12 protein-coding genes are annotated in these 19,215 nt (G+C 29.5%); 6 read left to right on the top strand and 6 right to left on the bottom strand.

The window, feature by feature from the left end; genetic code table 11:
- Positions 1-13 precede the first annotated feature (13 nt).
- Together ACQY5W_RS08950 and ACQY5W_RS08945 are read left to right on the top strand one after the other, a co-directional pair.
- A complete protein-coding gene (locus tag ACQY5W_RS08950) occupies positions 14-1,057 on the top strand; it encodes a hybrid sensor histidine kinase/response regulator (RefSeq protein ID WP_428024618.1) in 1,044 nt (347 codons plus the stop codon).
- Positions 1,058-1,726, top strand: a complete 669-nt coding sequence (locus ACQY5W_RS08945; protein ID WP_428024617.1) for a response regulator transcription factor — start codon at positions 1,058-1,060, stop codon at positions 1,724-1,726.
- 34 nt (positions 1,727-1,760) lie between these two features.
- On the opposite strand, the gene ACQY5W_RS08940 is transcribed toward ACQY5W_RS08945, so the two are convergent.
- On the bottom strand, positions 1,761-3,437 hold the full coding sequence (locus tag ACQY5W_RS08940) for a ShlB/FhaC/HecB family hemolysin secretion/activation protein (protein ID WP_428024616.1): 1,677 nt from the start codon (positions 3,435-3,437) through the stop codon (positions 1,761-1,763).
- Between the two features lie 19 nt (positions 3,438-3,456).
- Complete coding sequence (locus ACQY5W_RS08935) at positions 3,457-6,945, bottom strand: filamentous hemagglutinin N-terminal domain-containing protein (protein ID WP_428024615.1); 3,489 nt, start codon at positions 6,943-6,945, stop codon at positions 3,457-3,459.
- A gap of 170 nt (positions 6,946-7,115) precedes the next feature.
- On the opposite strand from ACQY5W_RS08935, the gene ACQY5W_RS08930 reads away from it, so the two are divergent.
- Together ACQY5W_RS08930 and ACQY5W_RS08925 are read left to right on the top strand one after the other, a co-directional pair.
- Entirely contained in the window at positions 7,116-7,808 is a 693-nt protein-coding gene (locus ACQY5W_RS08930) for a response regulator transcription factor (protein WP_428024614.1), read from the top strand.
- A 33-nt stretch (positions 7,809-7,841) separates the two neighbouring features.
- On the top strand, positions 7,842-9,437 hold the full coding sequence (locus tag ACQY5W_RS08925; RefSeq protein ID WP_428024613.1) for an ATP-binding protein: 1,596 nt from the start codon (positions 7,842-7,844) through the stop codon (positions 9,435-9,437).
- A gap of 111 nt (positions 9,438-9,548) precedes the next feature.
- Here the strand turns inward: ACQY5W_RS08925 and ACQY5W_RS08920 are convergent, their stop codons facing one another.
- Positions 9,549-9,863, bottom strand: a complete 315-nt coding sequence (locus tag ACQY5W_RS08920) for a pyrimidine/purine nucleoside phosphorylase (protein WP_428024612.1) — start codon at positions 9,861-9,863, stop codon at positions 9,549-9,551.
- Between the two features lie 112 nt (positions 9,864-9,975).
- On the opposite strand from ACQY5W_RS08920, the gene ACQY5W_RS08915 reads away from it, so the two are divergent.
- On the top strand, positions 9,976-10,233 hold the full coding sequence (locus ACQY5W_RS08915) for a hypothetical protein (RefSeq protein WP_428024611.1): 258 nt from the start codon (positions 9,976-9,978) through the stop codon (positions 10,231-10,233).
- Positions 10,234-10,851 (top strand): recombination protein RecO, encoded by a 618-nt coding sequence (recO, locus tag ACQY5W_RS08910; RefSeq protein ID WP_428024610.1) that lies wholly within the window; start codon positions 10,234-10,236, stop codon positions 10,849-10,851.
- Here recO and ACQY5W_RS08905 read toward each other — a convergent pair.
- The 3 genes from ACQY5W_RS08905 to ACQY5W_RS08895 form a co-directional block, all read right to left on the bottom strand.
- Positions 10,848-12,776 carry a sensor histidine kinase gene (locus ACQY5W_RS08905; protein ID WP_428024609.1) on the bottom strand — a complete coding sequence of 643 codons (1,929 nt, stop codon included), beginning with the start codon at positions 12,774-12,776 and terminating at the stop codon, positions 10,848-10,850. The two genes, recO and ACQY5W_RS08905, sit on opposite strands and share 4 nt — an antisense overlap.
- 198 nt (positions 12,777-12,974) lie before the next feature.
- Positions 12,975-14,078, bottom strand: coding sequence for a redox-regulated ATPase YchF (gene ychF, locus ACQY5W_RS08900; RefSeq protein ID WP_428024608.1), 1,104 nt, complete (start codon positions 14,076-14,078; stop codon positions 12,975-12,977).
- Between the two features lie 124 nt (positions 14,079-14,202).
- A complete protein-coding gene (locus ACQY5W_RS08895; protein WP_428024607.1) occupies positions 14,203-19,005 on the bottom strand; it encodes a RecQ family ATP-dependent DNA helicase in 4,803 nt (1,600 codons plus the stop codon).
- Positions 19,006-19,215: the final 210 nt, after the last annotated feature.

Genomic DNA, 19,215 nt, shown 5'->3' with positions numbered 1-19,215 from the left:
AATGAGCTAAAGAATGAATAAAAAATATACAATATTAATCATTGATGATAAAAGTGAAAATCTACATTATCTAAATAACATACTTAAAGATTATGATTATAATATAAGAGCTACAACAGATCCTAATTTTGCCTTAACATCTTCACAAAGTTATCCTCCTGATTTAATCTTACTTGATATTAAGATGCCAAATATTGATGGCTTTGAAGTTTGTAATCACTTTAAAAATGATAAAAACCTAAAAGATATTCCTATTATTTTTATTAGTGCCATTGATGATATTGAGATAAAAGTAAAAGCCTTCGAACAAGGTGGAGTTGACTATATTACAAAACCATTTAAAAAAGAAGAGGTATTAGCTAGAATAAAAACCCAGCTAAAAATATTTGAAAACAATCAAATGATTTTGAGCCTAGTAGAACAACAAGACTTTTTTTTAAAAAAAATAATCCACGAAATGAACACTCCACTTAGTGTCATCTCACTAAATGTTGATAATCTAGAGAGAGAATTAGGACCCAAAGAGCAATTTGAAGCCATAAAAGCCTCTTCAAAATCCCTTTCATCCATTTACAATGACTTGTACTATTTAACTAAAAAAGAAAATATCAAAAAACATATAAAAGTCATAAACCTTGTAAATTTTTTATCATCAAGAATACTATTTTTTGATGAAATAGCAAAAACAAAAAATATCATAATTGATTTAGAAATTGATACAGAGTTTGACATTTTAATAGATGAATATGAACTAGAGAGAATCATTGATAATACAATCTCAAATGCCATAAAATACTCATATGAAAACACAACTGTAACAATATTATTAAAAGATTTCTCTTTAGAAATAATCAATGAAGGAGTAATGATTAAAGACACTTCACTTATCTTTGAAAAATACTATCAAGAAAAAGTCAAAAATATAGGACTTGGGCTTGGATTAAATATTGTTAAATCTATCTGTGATAATTATGATATTAAAGTAGAAATAACATCAAATGAGTTTACAACTTTTAAATATATATTCCCACAAAATATCATAAGTAAAGAGTCCTAGATGAAAATATTTTTACTAGAAGATGATTTTTCACTAAATAAAATCATAAGGCAATCATTGGAAAATCGAGGTTTTTTTGTGGAGAATTGTAGTGATGGATATGAAGCTGCTACAAAAATTATAAATAACAAATATGACCTATATATTTTAGACTTAAATGTTCCAGGATTTAATGGACATGAGATACTAAAAACCATACGAAAAGATAATCTCAATACCCCAGTTATTATGATAAGTGCTGAGATTGCTATAGATAATATTAAAAACTCCTTTGAGTTTGGATGTAATGATTACATCAAAAAGCCCTTTGACTTTGAAGAACTTTTTTTAAGAATAAAATATCATCTTAACCATATTCCAAAAAATGATGATGTGGATAAAATCATTGATTTAGGCTATGAATATACTTTTGATATGATAAACCAAACTTTGTATAAACATGGACATGAAATAGAACTAACCATAAAAGAAAAACTATTATTATCACTTTTAGTTAAAAATATAAATAAAACAGTAACCTTAGATATGATTCATGAATATGTTTGGGATAGTAAAGAGATGGAATCTGTTAGCATGAGAACAATCATACATAAACTAAGAAGTAAACTAAAAAATGGAATGGTTTTAAACCTAAGAGGAGTGGGATATAAACTTTTACAGATAAGTTAATAAAAGGCAAAATAGCCTTTTATCAACTCAAAGCCTAAAAACTCCAACCACCTTGAAATAATATTCTACTATTTGAAGTAGGTTCACTTGATACAGCATCACTATTAGCTGTCCATGCGACTTGTACTTGTCCAAAGAAGTCTTTGTAGCTGCCGTAGTATCCTATTCCAATATCTTGTAAAGATTTTGATTCAAATCCTACCGTATTATTTGCCATAAAAGCTTTTCCTCTATCATAAAAAACTCCCAAAGATGAATTTAAAGCATTCCATGTTGGAAGTTTATATTTAAGCTCTGTAGAAAATAAATAGCCATTTTCTGCACTTAACTCTCCATCTGGATACACTTTTACTCCATATGCTCCACCTATTGAAAAATCTTCACTTCCATCTAGGTTTTTATTAGCTAGTACATACTGCATTTTAAGTGATGATTCCAAAGTAAACTCTTTCGTTAAAGCTGTGTTATGTTCTAAATCAAGATTGATTTTTGAATAGTTACCTTGTGTATTAGCACCATTTTTATCTGAAACTTCTTTTGCACTATCATCAAAGTTCAATCTTCCATAGGTATAATTAAACGATATTTTAGAGTTAGTGTTTTTATTAAAAGCTAAATAATTTTTTTCATAATCAAACCCAATTTTTAAAGATTTAGTATCTTTTTTAGTAATATCACTAGTTGAAGAAACTTCATCTTTCATATCTTTAGATAGTAAAGAGAAGTTTGTATAAAGATTTTCAACTCTTGTTCGTATAATTGGGTAAGTAAACTTTGCTTCAATAGTTTTAGAATCTCCTTTTGCATCTAATGCTTTATACTCTTTAACTAACGAATAGTTAGTTTGAGTATAAGAAAGTTCTCCTCTTAAACCATTTGACATAAGTGGAGCAGAATATGCAACTCTTCCATTAGTAAGGTTAGCTCCATTAGATACTAATCCATTTAATGATATTTTATCTCCTATTTTAAATGGAGAATTAAAATTAGCCCCTGCCATTATTCTATTTTTTCCTGTATATCTACTTCCTTGATTATCTATGATAATATATCCATTATAGGCTTTTGAAGCTTCTGTTGTGATACTAAAATCAGATGTTCCTACCATTTTACCTGGCATTACATCTGCAGTTGTTACCACTACTCCTGGAGTATCATTGATAATAAGCATAGATTGTTCTAATGTTCTAGTAGAGACTACATTTTCTCTTTTTGCATAGTCTAACATCCCTTGTACAATATTATTTTTTACAAGAGAATTATTCTTTAGATGAAACTCTCCATAATTTCCCTCAATGATAGCAATTTCGAGTATATTGTCATTATCCAAAATATTTTGTTGTGGTAAGTAAGCTCTTGCAACAAAGTAGCCTTTTGACCTATATAGTTTTGTAATCTTTGAAGTAAGTTCATTTATTTTAGTAAATGTTAATTCTTTATTTTCATACTCTTTAGTTAAAGTTTGCAGTTCTTCATTACTTATATAAGTATTTCCAGTAAAAGTAAAACCTTTTACAAAAATAGTTTTTCCACTATCTACCATAGGAGTTTTATACTCACCACTTCCAATACTTGGAAGAGATGGAGCTTCTTTTTGTATCTTAGGAGTTTTTATTTGTTTTTCTATATCTCCTATATTTGGTGTGGCTGCAAATAAAACAGTTGAAGCAAAAGTTGATAGTGTGATAGTTTTTAGAATAGTATTTCTCATTTATATTTTTCCTTAGCTTTTAGTTTTCAGTCACAGTATTATCTGCTACTATAAAAAATTGTTGTTCTACTCCATTTGGTAGATTTACTCCACCATTTACTAAATCAACTATAGAGTTATCTGAAAGAGGAACTCTCACTTCACCTGCTCCTACATTGGCTTGCTGTAATTCCCCTAAAGATACTACTCTATTTGGAGTTTCACCAATGTCAGCTGTTGAGACTATCCTTGCGTTATTTCCAAGTCCCATATTAGATGCTGCTGTTTGAGTTTGCACTCTTGGAGTTGATGAGCTTGGTTGCGGTGCTTTTATTACAATTCTCGTTCCATTTAAAATAGGAGTGATGATATCTGCTATTTCTGCTTCAGCGGCAACAGCGGCAACAGGAGCAACAGCAGGTGCTTTATATATTTTCCATGAAGTTTCTCCATTTTGGGTAACAAGTACTGGGTATTTATAACTATCATCCAAAGTGCTATCTTCTGTTATATCCCAATTACTAAAAGTTGTTATACTTTCCATCTGTGCTTGGGTTTTTCCTAATGTACTATCTCCAAGAGTTTCCGTATTTGTACCTTTATCGTGATATGAATTTGATATACCTGCACCATACCCCACAACATTTTGATAATCATCATATGTCCTATTGAAAATCTCCGACATTTCACCCTCATAAGTAAGAAGCCCGACTAATCCCCCTCTAAGAGAGCTAGTTGTAATAGTCCCTGCAGCATAAGAGTTATTAATAGTTGCACCCATTCTTAGATTATGTAATCCCACTAATCCCCCTACAGCATCAGACCCAGAAACATTTGCAGTAGAATATGAGTTTATGATATGAGTTTTATTTACACCCACCAATCCACCTACAAAATCAGTTCCAGAAACAGTTGCAGTAGAATATGAGTTTGTTATATAATCTTGATTTACACCCACCAATCCCCCTACACTTTCAAATCCAGAGATATTTCCAGTGGAGTAAGAGTTTGAGATATTAGCAGTTGAAAATGCAGCCAATCCTCCTACATAATCTCTTCCTTGAATATCAACATTGGTAACTCCTATATTTTGTATGATTGAATTACTGCCGGCATTTCCAAATAATCCTTGAAGTGAACTAGCTCTATTAATTGTTAATTGATCGATAGTATGACCGAGTCCATCAAAGTTTCCTGTAAATTGATAATTATCATTCCCTATCGGATTCCATCCCTCATCAGCGTTTGCCAAGGTATCTCCGTCTTTTACTTGTGTAGTGTATCCATTAGTTGAAGAGTCCAGATTATTAGACAAGGCAAAATAATATCCACCGCTTAAAGTATTGCTGCTAAAATTGATATTTTGAAGCTGTGTCCAGTTGATAATAGTGTATGGAGAAGCCTCTGTTCCATATCCGCTATTAAATAATGTACTCGAAGGAGTATAGAAAACGACCAATTGCGGCAGTGTTAAAGTGTCCGTAGCATAGCCGTTAAAAGAGCTTCCATCTACTGCCCAAATATCGTTGTCCCAGTTAGCTTTAGCCAAGGCTAAAATATCTGCCTTAGTTTTACCGTAAACGGAGTCAGACATAGTATCGGAATTGGTATCAGTGTCGTAGTAGGATTTTGTGATGCTGCTCCCGTCACCCTTTTTTCCTACTAATCCACCTATATAGGCATTATTACCTGCGGTAACAAGATTAGAAGCATAGGAGTCGGTGATGGTTCCGAGATTCCACCCGACCAGACCACCGACATAATCTCCTCCATTTACCACTGCCGTTGTATAGGCATCTGTGATAATGCCATTTTCATTCAATCCAACTAGCCCTCCAATATAGTTGCAGTTGGGAGCAGACACGCTTCCCGTCACATAAGCGTTGGAGATGGTTCCTCCATAGAGGTGTCCGACTAGACCAGCAGTATGATTAGTACCTCTAATACTTACATTGGTCAGACCGATGTTTCTTATCACTCCCCCGTCTACAAGACCGAAGAATCCTTGAAATTCACTAGATTGAATGATATTTAGCCTATCCACCGTATGCCCCAGCCCGTCAAAACTGCCGGTAAATCCAAAGTCCAAAACCCCTATCGCAGTCCATCCAGCACCACCATTCCAATAGGCAGTCGCTAAAGCATCGATATCGGCTCCGAGTACAAAGTGAGCGTTGAGGCTCCCCTTCATACCTTGCAGCGTACCGTCGCTTGAGGAGTTATCATTACCCAGTTGGGTAATAACTTGCCAAACAGTTTCAATTCCATCGTATCCAAGCTTTGTAATAAAATTTTCCCCTGCACCTAAATTGACTTTTGCGTTTATATGGTAATCAGAAGGATTTGTGGCATTTTTCGTAAATTGCCCGTAATAAAGTGCCAACTTTCCATTAGGAGCAGTGATGGCTTGATTGATATAGATGTCATAATAAGCATCAAGTGTAAGTTTTGCTATGCTTTGCCAATCTATAGTATCATTGATATAGATATTCCCTTCATTTGTTTGGATAAGAGTATCCGTACCACCTCCCAATGCCGTTTCATAAGCCGTGGCATCAGATACGATGAGATCTGTAGGATCGATCAGCCAGGTTTTTGCTTTGATAAGAGTATCTTTATCTATAGTAAAATCTTTCCCTGAAGTCTCGATAAATCCATCTTTAGCTGTAATAGTCCCGGCAACTTGAACTTCACCGCCATGGGCAAAGAGTTCGACTTTTCCAGTAAGTCCATCAAGTGAATTAGCTTCAATGATGCCTGTGTTGTTCACTACACCTTTTAAGAGTTCATCTACTGCATTTGTAGTAAGGTATATCTCTCCGCCGTCGGCTAAAACAGTTCCCGAGTTTTCTACCATAGCATCTAGGACACCTTTATCTACACTTAGGTTTACAAGCGAGTTTCCGTTTAGGTTGATGCTGTATTCACTAGCACCTACTAAATGCACTTTTCCTTTTACTGCTTTGATGGTTCCCGAGTTTCTTACCTCATTTGAAGCAAGTACAACTGAACCACCATCAGAGATAGTTATAGTCCCTTCATTTACCACACTGTTTGAAGTGGAGTCTTTAAAATTGTAGTTACCATTTTGAAAATCTACATCACTCAGTTTTGCAGTGGTTGCTAAAAGACCAGCCGTGTTGATACTGGCATTTTTACCAAATAAAACACCGTTTGAGTTTAAAATCCAAACCTGACCGTTGGCATTGAGTGCTCCGTTTATAACCGAGCTTTCGTTTCCTACGACTCTATTTAAAGTGATAGAAGATGAGTTTGGCTGGTTGAAGTTTACCGTTTCATTTTGTGCAATAGAAAAGCTTTGCCAGTTGATACTGGCTTTTTGCGTGCTTTGGGTTATGTTGGTAACACTGCCACTTTGAGAGATGGCAGCACTTCCGCTTGTAACAGTTCCGCCTGTCGGAGAAGCTGAAAGAATGGTAGCACTTCCAATAAGAGCAGATACTACTAAGCTTATTTTCCCGCCTTTTAATATACGAAAGCGCGAACTAAAGTCTATAAGTCGATTCATATTTTTTCCTTTGTAAAAATTTCATTGTACAGAGCATAACAAAACAAGGTCACCTCAAAGTCTCCTAGAGGATTTTGTGGAAAAAATAGATGAATAGATATTGCAAAGTGACCAATATGTGACCTAACTTATGGTAAAATATTTATATAATAGAAGTTATTAAGGCTAAAATGGAAAGTATAAAACTGCTAAAAACTCTCAATCTTCTTTATGTAGAGGATGATAATACCTTGCGTGAAGAGTATACAAAAATTCTTGCAGGATTTTTCTCTACCGTTTATGAGGCACAAAACGGTATGGAAGCATTAGACCTTTATGAAAAAAAAGATATTCATTTGATAATAACAGATAATAGAATGCCTATAATGGATGGTTTGGAGCTTATAGAGGAGATCAGAAAAAAAGATGACAATCTCCCTATTTGTATTATGACCTCTTTTTCAGAAAAAGATGAGCTGTTAAAAGCTACAAGATTGAAACTGACCGATTATCTGATCAAACCTATCGGGTATAGTAATCTTAAAACAACTTTAGAAAGATTGGTACAAGAGATACAAAAAAGTAAAGTACTTGATTTTTATATAACAGATACCATAAGTTACTCACCATTGAGAAAAGTTCTAAAAGTGGATGGTATTGAGTATATTTTGCCCTCAAAAGAAGCACTACTCTTAGAGCTTTTTTTGAAATATAGCGGAAAAGTTGTCACAAAAGAGATGATAGCCGATAGTGTTTATGACGGTGAAGAGATGAGTGTAGGCGGGGTAAAAAACTTGATTTTAAAGTTACGAAACAAGATAGGAAATGAACTTATACTCACACTTAGAGGAAGTGGGTATCTTTTAAATGTGCATAACATTTGATGATAACCGATATGTTCACTAGATGGAAAAACTGTGACTGCTTATAAAAAACATAATCCTATAGAGTTGATAGCTTTTAGTGCCTTATACATCACAATCGGTCTTTTCGGGGTTTCCCTTGTAAGTATCGAAGGGACTTCACTTACGATAGTATGGCTGCCTGCCGGTTTTGGGGCAGTCATGGTGATTCGTTTTGGACGCAGCGGTATTTTAGCCGTTTTACTATCTAGTTTTATCGTCAACGCATCTTTGTATTCCGGGGCTAACCACAACAATTGGCTACCTGGAATACTGATGGCTTGTTCAATGGATGCACTTCAGTCATTTTTGGTTATGTATTTTTATAAAAAGTACCAAAAAAATCTGTTGTTTCCTGAGCTGAACATCCACCTCATCCGTGCCGTATCAAGCATCTTTTTATTACCCACGCTGTTTACATCTTGGATATTGTTGATAATATGGAACCATTTTTTCGGTTTTTTGGATGGGAGTATTTATTCCCTGCTAAAAAACTACTTACTGATTTTTATCGCGGATACTACAGGTATATTTCTAGTTCTCTCTCTTTTTGTGGCTTTCCCTCAATGGAGAGATTTTCAAATCTTTACAAAAGAAAAAGGCTTGATTTTGCTCTTTAGCCTTGCTTTGATTCCTTTTCTTGCAATATTACATCAGGATTTTATGTATCTTTCATTTGTTGTGCTGCTGTTATTAACCTATTTATACCATCAACAAGGTGTTGCTCTTGGTGTTTTTGTACTCAATGCGGCAACTATATTGCTCGTTGCTTCTGGGTATTTGACATTTGGAGGGGGCAAAGATTCTATACAAACTTATGTTCATACAATCTCTTTTGTTTTTAGTACAGGGGTTGTGTTTTATTTGATGAGTATTTTATTTACACAGACTGAAGAAAAAGCAAAGCTTTTAATGCAGCAGTCAAAGCTGGCAACTATGGGAGAGATGATCAATGCGATTTCCCATCAATGGAAACAGCCCTTGTCGGCGACATACTTCTTTGTTGAACTTATACAAGAGAAACTTGATTCTAAAAATCAAAAAGATGATGATATCAATAAACTAATAGAAAAAATTATAGTACAAGTTAAACAGATGGATACTACTATTACCGATTTTAGAGATTTTTTAAAACCCACAACAAAAAAGGCAGATTTTAAATTAAATGAAGTAGTAAACGAAGTATATCATCTAAATGAAGCCAAGTTTCATTTTCTGAATATTAAGTTTCAAGTATATGGGAATAAAGAGGTCATAATATATGGCAACCCAAATGAACTAAAACAGGCTTTACTCAATATCTACTCAAATACCTGTGATGCCTTTGAAGAATCTAAAGAACAGATAAAAAGTATTGATGTGTATATTGAAGAGGTAAGAACAAAAATTATCTTACGCATTTGTGATAATGCAGGTGGGATTAGTGAAAATCTACTTCCCGATAAATTGTTTCAATCGTATGTAAGTACAAAAGCAGATAAAGGGACGGGGATAGGTCTTTATATCTCTAAAACTATTATAGAAAATAGTTTTCATGGGAAAATATGGGCACATAATATAGATGGCGGCGCAGAGTTTGTAATTGAACTACCGATGAAAAAGAAAGTTTAGTTAAAAAATATCTATCTACTAAAAGGTCAAATAACTGTAAAAAATAAAAATGATGGATTGAGTTTTAAAATAAAAATTGGACAGAATTAAGATAGAAGTTAACTTCTATCTTTAGTGTTTTATAAATGAACAGCAATAGTCAACTAATGAAACAACTTTTAATTTAAATTTAGAGTTTGCAGGTACTACAAAACTTTGTGGAGAAACAATTTTTTTCCAATCTTGTGCTGGTAATAAAACCTCTAATTCACCTGATTGAATATCTAAAACTTCCTCATGAATAGTTGTAAACTCATACTCTCCTGGTAACATAACACCTAAAGTCTTTTTTGTTCCATCTTCAAACTCTATTGCTCTACTTGTAACGTGACCTTCATATAAAATATTTGCTTTTTTAGCTATTTTTACATTTTCAAACACAGCCATCTAAATTTTCCTTTATTATAATCTGTCAAGAATCATACCATAAGAATAATTATGAAGCAAACAAGTAGTATATTTTTGTTATAATTTTTTTCAAATTTTAATAGGAAAAAATATGACTATCCAAGAAAAACTTTTAAATTTAGTACACAATGAAGTTATACCTGATGTTGAAGATTATTTAGATGAATTATTTGAATTAGTAGCAGCAAAAAAAGGTGATGATGAAACTAAAGAAGAAATAAAATATATGCAAGAGATGAGAAAAGAGTTTCAAGATTTAATTGATGATATTGAAGCTGGTGAAATTGATGATGAAGAAGCCCAAGAAATCATCGATGAAATAATTGATATGAAGAGTATAAAAGAGTAAATGCAAGGTTATATAATAGATGTAAAATCTGTTAGGGATGATGACTTAATTGTTACTATTTTAACAGATGAAAGTATCTATACCACATACAGATTTTATGGGGGCAGACACTCAAATATAAATGTTGGATATAAGATTGATTTTGAACTAGAATCAAATCATAAAAGCACAATGCCAAGACTTAAAGATGTTATCCAAATAAGTTTTAATTGGATTTTTGAAAAGGAGAAACTTTACTGTTGGCAAAGATTTTTAAAACTTTTTTATCCCCACTTAAAAGATGTTGAAACTATCGATGAGTTTTATTTCAATCTTTTAGAAGAGTTAGCACATAAACTTATAAAACAAAATGCAAAAAGAGCTATTTGTGAAATTTATATAAAACTACTAGAATATGAGGGAAGACTACACACTGAATATATTTGTTTATTGTGTGAACAAGAAATAGAAGATGAAATCTCATTAGTACGTAGTTTCCATCCTGTTCATCCAAACTGTACATACTCAAAAAAGTTTGAGTTTCATAAAATAGACGAACTATTTCAAGCAAAATCACTTATTTTTTTAGATGATGAAGAGGTAGAATATATTTGGCAAATACTACTTCAAGGAATTTAACTATCTATTGGCAAAATTATTTCAAATTTAGCACCAAAATATTTTTTACCTTCATTTTCAAACTCTTCATTTGATACAGAAATCTCTCCATTCATACCTTTTGAGATAATCTCTTCAGTCATATATAAGCCCATACCAGTACCTTGATATTGGTGTTTCGTAGTAAAATATGGTTCAAATATTCTTGATATTATGTCATTTGGAATTCCACCAGCATTATCTTGTATGCTTAAAGAAATAAAATTATCTTTTATAGTAGAATTTATTATTATAATTTTTTCTTTGTCATTAATTTTTTCAAATTCATCACTTGAATTCTTTAAAATATTAATCAATACTTGTACAAACTGATTTTCTGCACTGTGAAACTCTATATCATCAATATTTTTAATTATAGTTATTCCACTATTTTCAAATTTACCATAGGCTAAATTAATAGCTTTATCAACAACTCGCTCAACTTTAAAACAAGTTTTTTCTTTTTTCTCTTTTAAAAAATCTTTAAAATCCTCTATTATGTGAGATAAGTATAAAGACTGTTCTACCACAATATCCATTGATTCTTCAAGATTTTTATCATCTAATACACCCAACTCTTTATTTAGTTTAACACCACTTGCTGCAGTTGTTATTACAGATAATGGTTGTCTCCATTGGTGAGCAATATTTCCAATCATTTCACCCATCGCACTCATCTTACTTTGATGAGCTAAGATATCTCTTTGGTGATTATTTTCTTTTACAAAATCTTCTATCTCTTTTTTATACTCACCAAATTTTTTTTCTAAAATAATCGATACATATTTTGAAGCAAATAATAGTATTATCATCAATAAAATACTTATCATAAAAACATTAGTTATATATGATTTAAATTTTTGTTCCAATAAAACTCTTTTTTCTTCTAAAGCAACTTCAAAATCGTCTTCATAAAAACCTTGTCCAATAAACCAATTCCAATTTTGTATTCCTTTTACAAAACTGATTTTTTTGGTAGATTTTTCTGTATTTGGCTTATTGTATTGAGTATAAGACAAATACCCTTCACCCTCATTTTTTGCAATATTTATAGCCTGTGAAACAACGTTGACACTATCTTTTACATCATATTTTGAACTATCTGATTTTATGCCATTTGTACCTATTATCTCTTTTCTTTTATGATACAAATAAGTACCATCATAATCAAGAACAAAAATGTAGTTATCATTTATATATTTCAATGTTTTAATATAAGTAAGAGCTCGTAATTTAATTCCATTTTCAAATTCATCCAAATATTCACCTGTACCAATAAACCAATCTAATGGCTCAAAGTAAACATTAAAACCTATTTTTCTATAACTTTTAGTCATATCACTTGGTTTATAAAAATCCCAACTCATAAAACCTTCATTGTTTTGTTTTAATTGAGCAATAATATCTCTAGTTAAATATTTACCTTTTCCATCTTTAAAATTATAAAAATTTTTTCCCTCTATACTTCTATTTAAAGGAAATAAAATACACTCATAATCCATAGAATAAATATAATAATAACCTCTACCATCATTGAATCTAATATCAACTAAAGCATCTTTTATCATCTTTTTTATGATATTTTTATCTTTATGTTTATTTTCATTATAGATTTTTGTAGCTATTTTTTTTGCTTCATATACTCTTTCTTTAATTGATTTTTTCAATTCTAACTCAGTATTTTTTTGCATCTCTAAAATAGTGTTATAAACAGTATCTACATTACTTTTTATAATTTTTTTATTATATTCTATAAACTCTTTTTCCATCAATTGTTTTTCTTGTAAATATGTTGTTTTATATTCAAAATATAAAAAAATAATTAAAAAAATTGACATTGTGATAATAAATATTGGGGGAGTAAATTTAATAATTTTTAAAATTGTTTGTTCTTTTTTATAATTCATAGTTTCACCAAAAGTTTATCATACTAAGATTAATTTATAATTTCCCATTATATGATACTTATACTTATTTTACTATGTAATCAGATTACATCCTTTTTATATTTCGTAGTTATACAAAATTAAAAAGGATGAAAAGATACTCTTTTTATATAAAAAAATACAAAAAGAATAAGTTATTTATTGAGTTATTTTATAAAATTATACATTAAATCTGAAGTGCATAATATCTCCATCTTGCACCACATAATCTTTTCCTTCAAGTCTTAACTTACCTGCTTCTTTACATTTTGCTTCACCACCAAGTGCTACAAAGTCTTCATAAGAGATTACTTCTGCTTTGATAAATCCTTTTTCAAAGTCATTGTGAATCACAGCTGCTGCTTGTGGAGCTTTAGTATTTTTTCTAATTGTCCAAGCTCTAACTTCTACTTTTCCAGCAGTAAAGTATGATTGAAGTCCAAGTTTATCAAAGGCTTTATGTATAATTTGCTCTAATCCAGACTCTTCAACACCTAAATCAGTTAAAAACTCTTGCGCTTCTTCATCTTCAAGTCCTACAAGTTCTTCTTCAATCTTTGCACATAACATAATAACATCTGCATTTACACTACTTGCATGTTCTTTTAAAATATCAACATATTTATTTCCACCATCTGCTAATGAATCTTCATCAACATTTGCACCGTAAATAACATCTTTGTTTGATAAAAATCTAAGTTCTTTATCAAGTGTTTTAAATATCTCATCATCAACTTTTTCAAAAGTTTTTACAGGCTGTAAATCTTCAAGATGTTTCATAAGTTCTTCAGCAACCACTAATTGAGCTGCAGCTTCTTTACTAGCTTTTGCTTGTTTTTTAAGTCTTTCAATCTTCTTTTCAACTTGAGTAATATCAGCATAAATAAGCTCTGTTTCAATAATCTCTATATCTCTTAATGGATTTACATCACCTTCAACGTGAGTAATATTTCCATCTTCAAAACATCTAACCATATGTAAGATAACTTCTACTTCTCTAATATTTGATAAGAATTGATTTCCTAATCCCTCACCTTTACTAGCTCCTCTTACAAGTCCTGCGATATCTACAAAATCAATTGTCGAATGCTGAATTTTATCAGGATTTACTATTTTTGCTAATGCGTCAAGTCTTTTATCTGGTACTGGTACAATCGCTTTGTTTGGCTCAATTGTACAAAATGGATAATTTTGTGCCTCTGCATTTTGTGCTTTTGTCAAAGCATTAAAAGTTGTTGATTTACCTACGTTTGGAAGTCCTACTATTCCTACACCTAATCCCATTTTTTACCTTCTAGTTTTATTATATTTTGGTGCATATTATAATCTATAATCCCAAAGAAGTAGATAAAATGTAATCATATAAAAACTATTGATAATTTAATTCCATATCACAAAAAATTATAACTCATATATATTTCTTCATTACAATTTTACATAGAGAATGTTTTATATTCTTTTTTAAATTTTTATCTTCCCATAAAACTATATATTCTATTACACATTTATCAAATACAAAACCTTCTTGTATTTTGTTTTCAATAAAAGATTGAAAATTGTTAGAAAGTATCCCTACAACTTTATTATTATCTAACAAACATAAATTGTCAAAATTTAACTTTTTATCAATCTTTAAATTATTTCCAGCATATAAATTATTGTAGTTACTATATTTTTCACAATCAAATCCTAATTTAATATCACTAAGTGACATAATATAAGTAAATGTTTTATTCTCTTTAAAATACTCTTTTTCATCAAATAAATAATTAACATAGTCTTTTTTATTTTCAATATTATTACCATGTCTTATTATATTTAATTCTTCTTTTGCTCTTGTCATACCCACATAAAAAAGTCTTTTATCAATGTCTTTTGAAGGATTTTTATTGACCAATAAATATACTTTATCAAATTCCATTCCTTTTGATTTATGTATGGTAGATACAATAATCTTATTTTTAGTACTCTCAAAATCTTCTAATTTTATCTCTTCAAGAAATGATAACCATTGTGAAATATAGTAGTTATCACTTTCTGTTAAAAATTTATCCACTACTTTATAAACCAAATTCAAATTATTTGATTGTTTATATTTTATTTCTATAACTTTTAACGCATTTTCAAAATAACTATCCTTATAGGATATTTCATCTTCAACTAAATAACTATTTAATATATTATCAAAATCAACTAACTCTATTATATTTTTTAATTCAAACTTGTCCCTATCTATTAAATATTTTACATTTAAATTATTTTCTTGTAAAAGTGAATAAATATCCATTACCATTTCATTTGTATAGGCTAAAATAGCAATCCCTTTGGTTAACTCTTCTTCTTTTATATATTCTACTAATGGTAAAACTAAATCAGAAGATAAACAAGAATATATTTTTACAAAGCCATCTTCAGAACTATTAGAGTGTAATAGTTTTGTTTTATATCTTTTATTAACCTTTGCAATAAATGTATTAGAGTATTTTACAATATTATTTTTACTTCTAAAATTGGTACTTAACTCATATTGTTGAAATAAGTTTTTTCCATTATCATCTTTTCCAAATTCACTTCTAAATCTATCTACAAAATCTACTTTAGCACCAATGTGTTCCATAATACACTGGTCATCATCTCCCACTGCAATTATTCGTATATCATTATTTTGTGCTTTGTATATAGCTTTAACAAACTCAAAACTTTTTTCATTTATATCCTGAAACTCATCAAGTACCAAAACAGTAATATGTGGTAATGATATTTCATTTTCATTTATCTGCCTTGTAGCTTCTTCAATAGCATTTTCGAGTATATCTTTATTTTCTTTTTTGATAACTCTTGCGATTAATTTTAAGGCATAAGAGTGAAATGTTTGAATTTCAACATCATATGATAAAGCACCTATTAAACTATTCAATCTACTTTTAAATTCTAATTTTGCAGTTTTTGAAAAAGTTAGCATCATAAATTGTTCAGATTTTATATCTTCTGTTAAAATCATTGAAGCAATTTTATGAACTAATACTTTTGTTTTTCCACTTCCTGGACCTGCTAAAATCATCATAGCATTTGTTTTTGTATCATTAATTATTGCTTTTTGTTCATCAGACATTTTTTCAAATATCTTATTGTAACGATTTTGGGTTATAGGTTTAGAAATTTTTTCTTTTAATAATTTATATTTATCTTTAAACTTTTCATATGATAATGTAAAATAATCTTTTAGAAATAGTATCGCTTTATGGTCATCATATTTAAGTCTTTTTGCATACTCTCCCATAATATGGATAGATTCAATTTTTGTTGAATAATGATTTTCCAATCTTTGTTTGTACTCATTTTGGGTATATTTTCTTTTTGTTTCAATCTTATCTTCTTTATAAATATTCATTGGACTATAGTTAATAAATCTACCTGTTAATAATTCTAAAATATTTAAATGATGTAGATAAAGTAATGTTTTGTCTATATCTTCTATAAGGTATTTTTCATCTAAATTTTCATGTAATTCTTTAAGTGAAAATATAACTTCTTCTTTCTTTTTAGAATTTAAATCTTTTGTTAATAAAAATAAAACTTTCTCTGCTATTTTATGCCTTTTGGCAATTGTATTTTTGATATTTTCTGAATTCTCAAATTTAAAAGACCATAAATCATGTTCTCTATTTCTTCTATTAAATATAAAATTAGATTTACTTCTCCAGTTTTTTATTATAGATTTTATTAGTTCTGTTTCATTTTTTGTTATAAGTTCATTTGTATATAACTCTTCATTGAGCTCTCTTATTTTTATTTTTGTTACATTCAAGGACAATAAATAATCAAAAAGTAAATTTTCAATATCTTTGATTTTTTTAAATTGATTAATACTAAATATACTAATTTCCAAACTTAAATCTTTACTATCACCTAGTATTTCCATTTGTTTTAGTTGATTAATAACCAAAGAAATTATATGCTTGGGATATCCTAATGTATGTGCTAATTCATCAACTTGAATCGATTCAGGTTTTCCTCTTCCAATAATATTTTGAAGTATAAATTTCAATCTATCTTTTTCTTCATCATTAAGATTAGATTCTTTCAATTTAAGAGTAAGTTTTTCCATACTTTTTGAGGCAATAGAATCTGCAAAAAAACTTGTCTTATTTCTTTTTCGACTAATATATCCCTCTCTTTCTAGTTCAAGTAATGCAGTTTTAACCTTTGTTTTATACTCTAAAGAACTATCTTCAACATCCCACCCTGCTTCTTTTGCTATTTCAAAAGCAGTTTTATTTAAAACTTGACCTTTAGATTTTTTTATTACTAAAAAAATTGAATTTACCTCACTGGCAGTCAACTTACTTCTATTTAAAGAATTAAAATGTTTATCTAAATCATCTTCATCAAAAAGTATAGGACAAAATGCTTCAAGGTTTTCATCTCTTGCACCTCTCCCTGCTTCTTGTGCATAGTTCTCCAAAGAATCAGAAATTTCATAGTGTATAACATTTGTAATGTTGGATTTATCAACTCCCATACCAAAAGCGGTAGTTGCCACTATAATATCTATATTATTTTCAATATAATCCTTTAAAATACTCATTTTCTCTTGGGAGTCAATTTTAGAATGAAAAGATTTAACAACTTTTTGAGTATCTAAAGCCAAACGTTTTGCAACATCATCACAATCTTTTGTTGAAGATGGTATATAAATTAAAGTAGAACCATTGTGTTCATTTATAAGTTTTAATAATTCTACATATTTATCCTTACTTTTTGAAGGAATTGATTTATATTTTAGATTTTTCCTTTCAGGAACAGCCAAATATTTATCAAGTTTTATATTTAAACCTTCCAAAAAGTACTTTTCAATATCTTGTATTACACTTGGTTTTGCAGTTGCTGTAAAACATGATACGGGGATATAATCTTGAAAATTCTTTTTTTCAAGTAATTCTTTTATATATTCACAAATATAGTAATAATCTTGCCTAAAATCATTCCCCCATGTTGATAAGCAATGGGCTTCATCAATAACAAATCTTTCTATCAACCTATTTTTTAATATATTAAAAATTATATTTGAACGTAAAGACTCTGGAGCGATATATAAAATATCTGCTTCACCATTTATAACATATTCTATTGCTTCACTTCTTTCTAATGGACTCATAAATCCACTTATTGCAACTGCTTTAAAATTTGCAACTTTTGAATTAAAACTTTTAATATGATCTTCAATTAAAGCTTGAAGTGGAGATATGACAACAGTTAAACTTTTGTAAGCTTTTGCTTTATATATAGCAGGTAACCAAAAAGTAAATGTTTTTCCACCACCTGTTGGTAAAACTGTCAAAAATGATTCATCTCTTAATGATGCTTCAACCATATCACGTTGAGAAATTGAAGGATTTACATCTAATACATCTGGGTTTAATTTAGGGAATGGTCTAAAGGTACCAAAACCAAAAACCTCTTTAGAAAAATCTGCAAGTTCATCTTTAGCCTTTTCTATATCAAAACACAATTTTTTTTGAATTTCAATAATTTCAGGATATGAATAAAGTATCTTAGGTGGATGTGATTTTATCTCAATATATGGAGTTAAAAGAGCTAAAATATAAGCTAATGTTGTCTTTTTATTAATCAAAACTTCATATTTTAAATAATCAAAACTTACAATTACTCTATTATGTAAACTAACAATTAAATCATACAAAGTATCATCATTTAAAAATATAAGCTCTATTTTTTCACTAATATAATCAAAGAAACCACTAAAATATTTATCATCTTTAAGAAGAGAATAAAAAATATTTTGCGTTGAATTAGGTAAAGATATAAATCTTGCTTCTAACTTGTCAAACAACAATGCGGTAATTTTAGAATCTTCTACTGGATTATTTTGAAAATCATCTTCATTTTTATAGTTTTTAGGAAGACTATGAATTGTTTTTTCATTAAAAAGAAGAAGAGATAAAGGTAAGGTATCTATTATTTTATAATATTTAATACTTTGATACAAACTTGTCTCTTTTATAAATCTCATATCAAAGTCAATAAAGTTATGCCCTGCTATAAATTGTGAATCAAAGGAATCAATAAATTCCTTACACTCATTTATCGAAGTAGTTTTTAATTCCTTATCTTGATATACTACTCCTAATTCATTGATTTTCTTAGTCTTTATACTTGCTTCAATATCACAAAAAATTATATCTTTCAAAATTTTCCTATTAATTTTGGAATTTTATTCCACAACTTAGATATTTTTATATAACTAACAAATATATCAAAAATACGTCACATATTGCGTCACAAAAATAAAAATATAAATATTTTCATTTATTTATTATCGATAAACTATCCAAAATCACATACAGAGAATAATTTTTATATATTATATTTGATAGAATTAACTTTTATTACTATATTG

The sequence above is a fragment of the Arcobacter sp. genome (assembly GCF_050300555.1).
Lineage (GTDB): Bacteria > Campylobacterota > Campylobacteria > Campylobacterales > Arcobacteraceae > Arcobacter.
The sequence above is the reverse complement of the archived record's forward strand: the minus strand, read 5'-3'. Positions and strand labels throughout refer to the sequence as shown.

Excerpts from the sequence above, each read along its gene's own strand:
- ACQY5W_RS08950 (WP_428024618.1), top strand. The coding sequence starts at position 14 with ATGAATAAAAAATATACAATATTAATCATTGATGATAAAAGTGAAAAT.
- ACQY5W_RS08945 (WP_428024617.1), top strand. The coding sequence starts at position 1,058 with ATGAAAATATTTTTACTAGAAGATGATTTTTCACTAAATAAAATCATA.
- ACQY5W_RS08940 (WP_428024616.1), bottom strand. The coding sequence starts at position 3,437 with ATGAGAAATACTATTCTAAAAACTATCACACTATCAACTTTTGCTTCA.
- ACQY5W_RS08935 (WP_428024615.1), bottom strand. The coding sequence starts at position 6,945 with ATGAATCGACTTATAGACTTTAGTTCGCGCTTTCGTATATTAAAAGGC.
- ACQY5W_RS08930 (WP_428024614.1), top strand. The coding sequence starts at position 7,116 with ATGGAAAGTATAAAACTGCTAAAAACTCTCAATCTTCTTTATGTAGAG.
- ACQY5W_RS08920 (WP_428024612.1), bottom strand. The coding sequence starts at position 9,863 with ATGGCTGTGTTTGAAAATGTAAAAATAGCTAAAAAAGCAAATATTTTA.
- ACQY5W_RS08915 (WP_428024611.1), top strand. The coding sequence starts at position 9,976 with ATGACTATCCAAGAAAAACTTTTAAATTTAGTACACAATGAAGTTATA.
- recO (WP_428024610.1), top strand. The coding sequence starts at position 10,234 with ATGCAAGGTTATATAATAGATGTAAAATCTGTTAGGGATGATGACTTA.
- ACQY5W_RS08905 (WP_428024609.1), bottom strand. The coding sequence starts at position 12,776 with ATGAATTATAAAAAAGAACAAACAATTTTAAAAATTATTAAATTTACT.
- ychF (WP_428024608.1), bottom strand. The coding sequence starts at position 14,078 with ATGGGATTAGGTGTAGGAATAGTAGGACTTCCAAACGTAGGTAAATCA.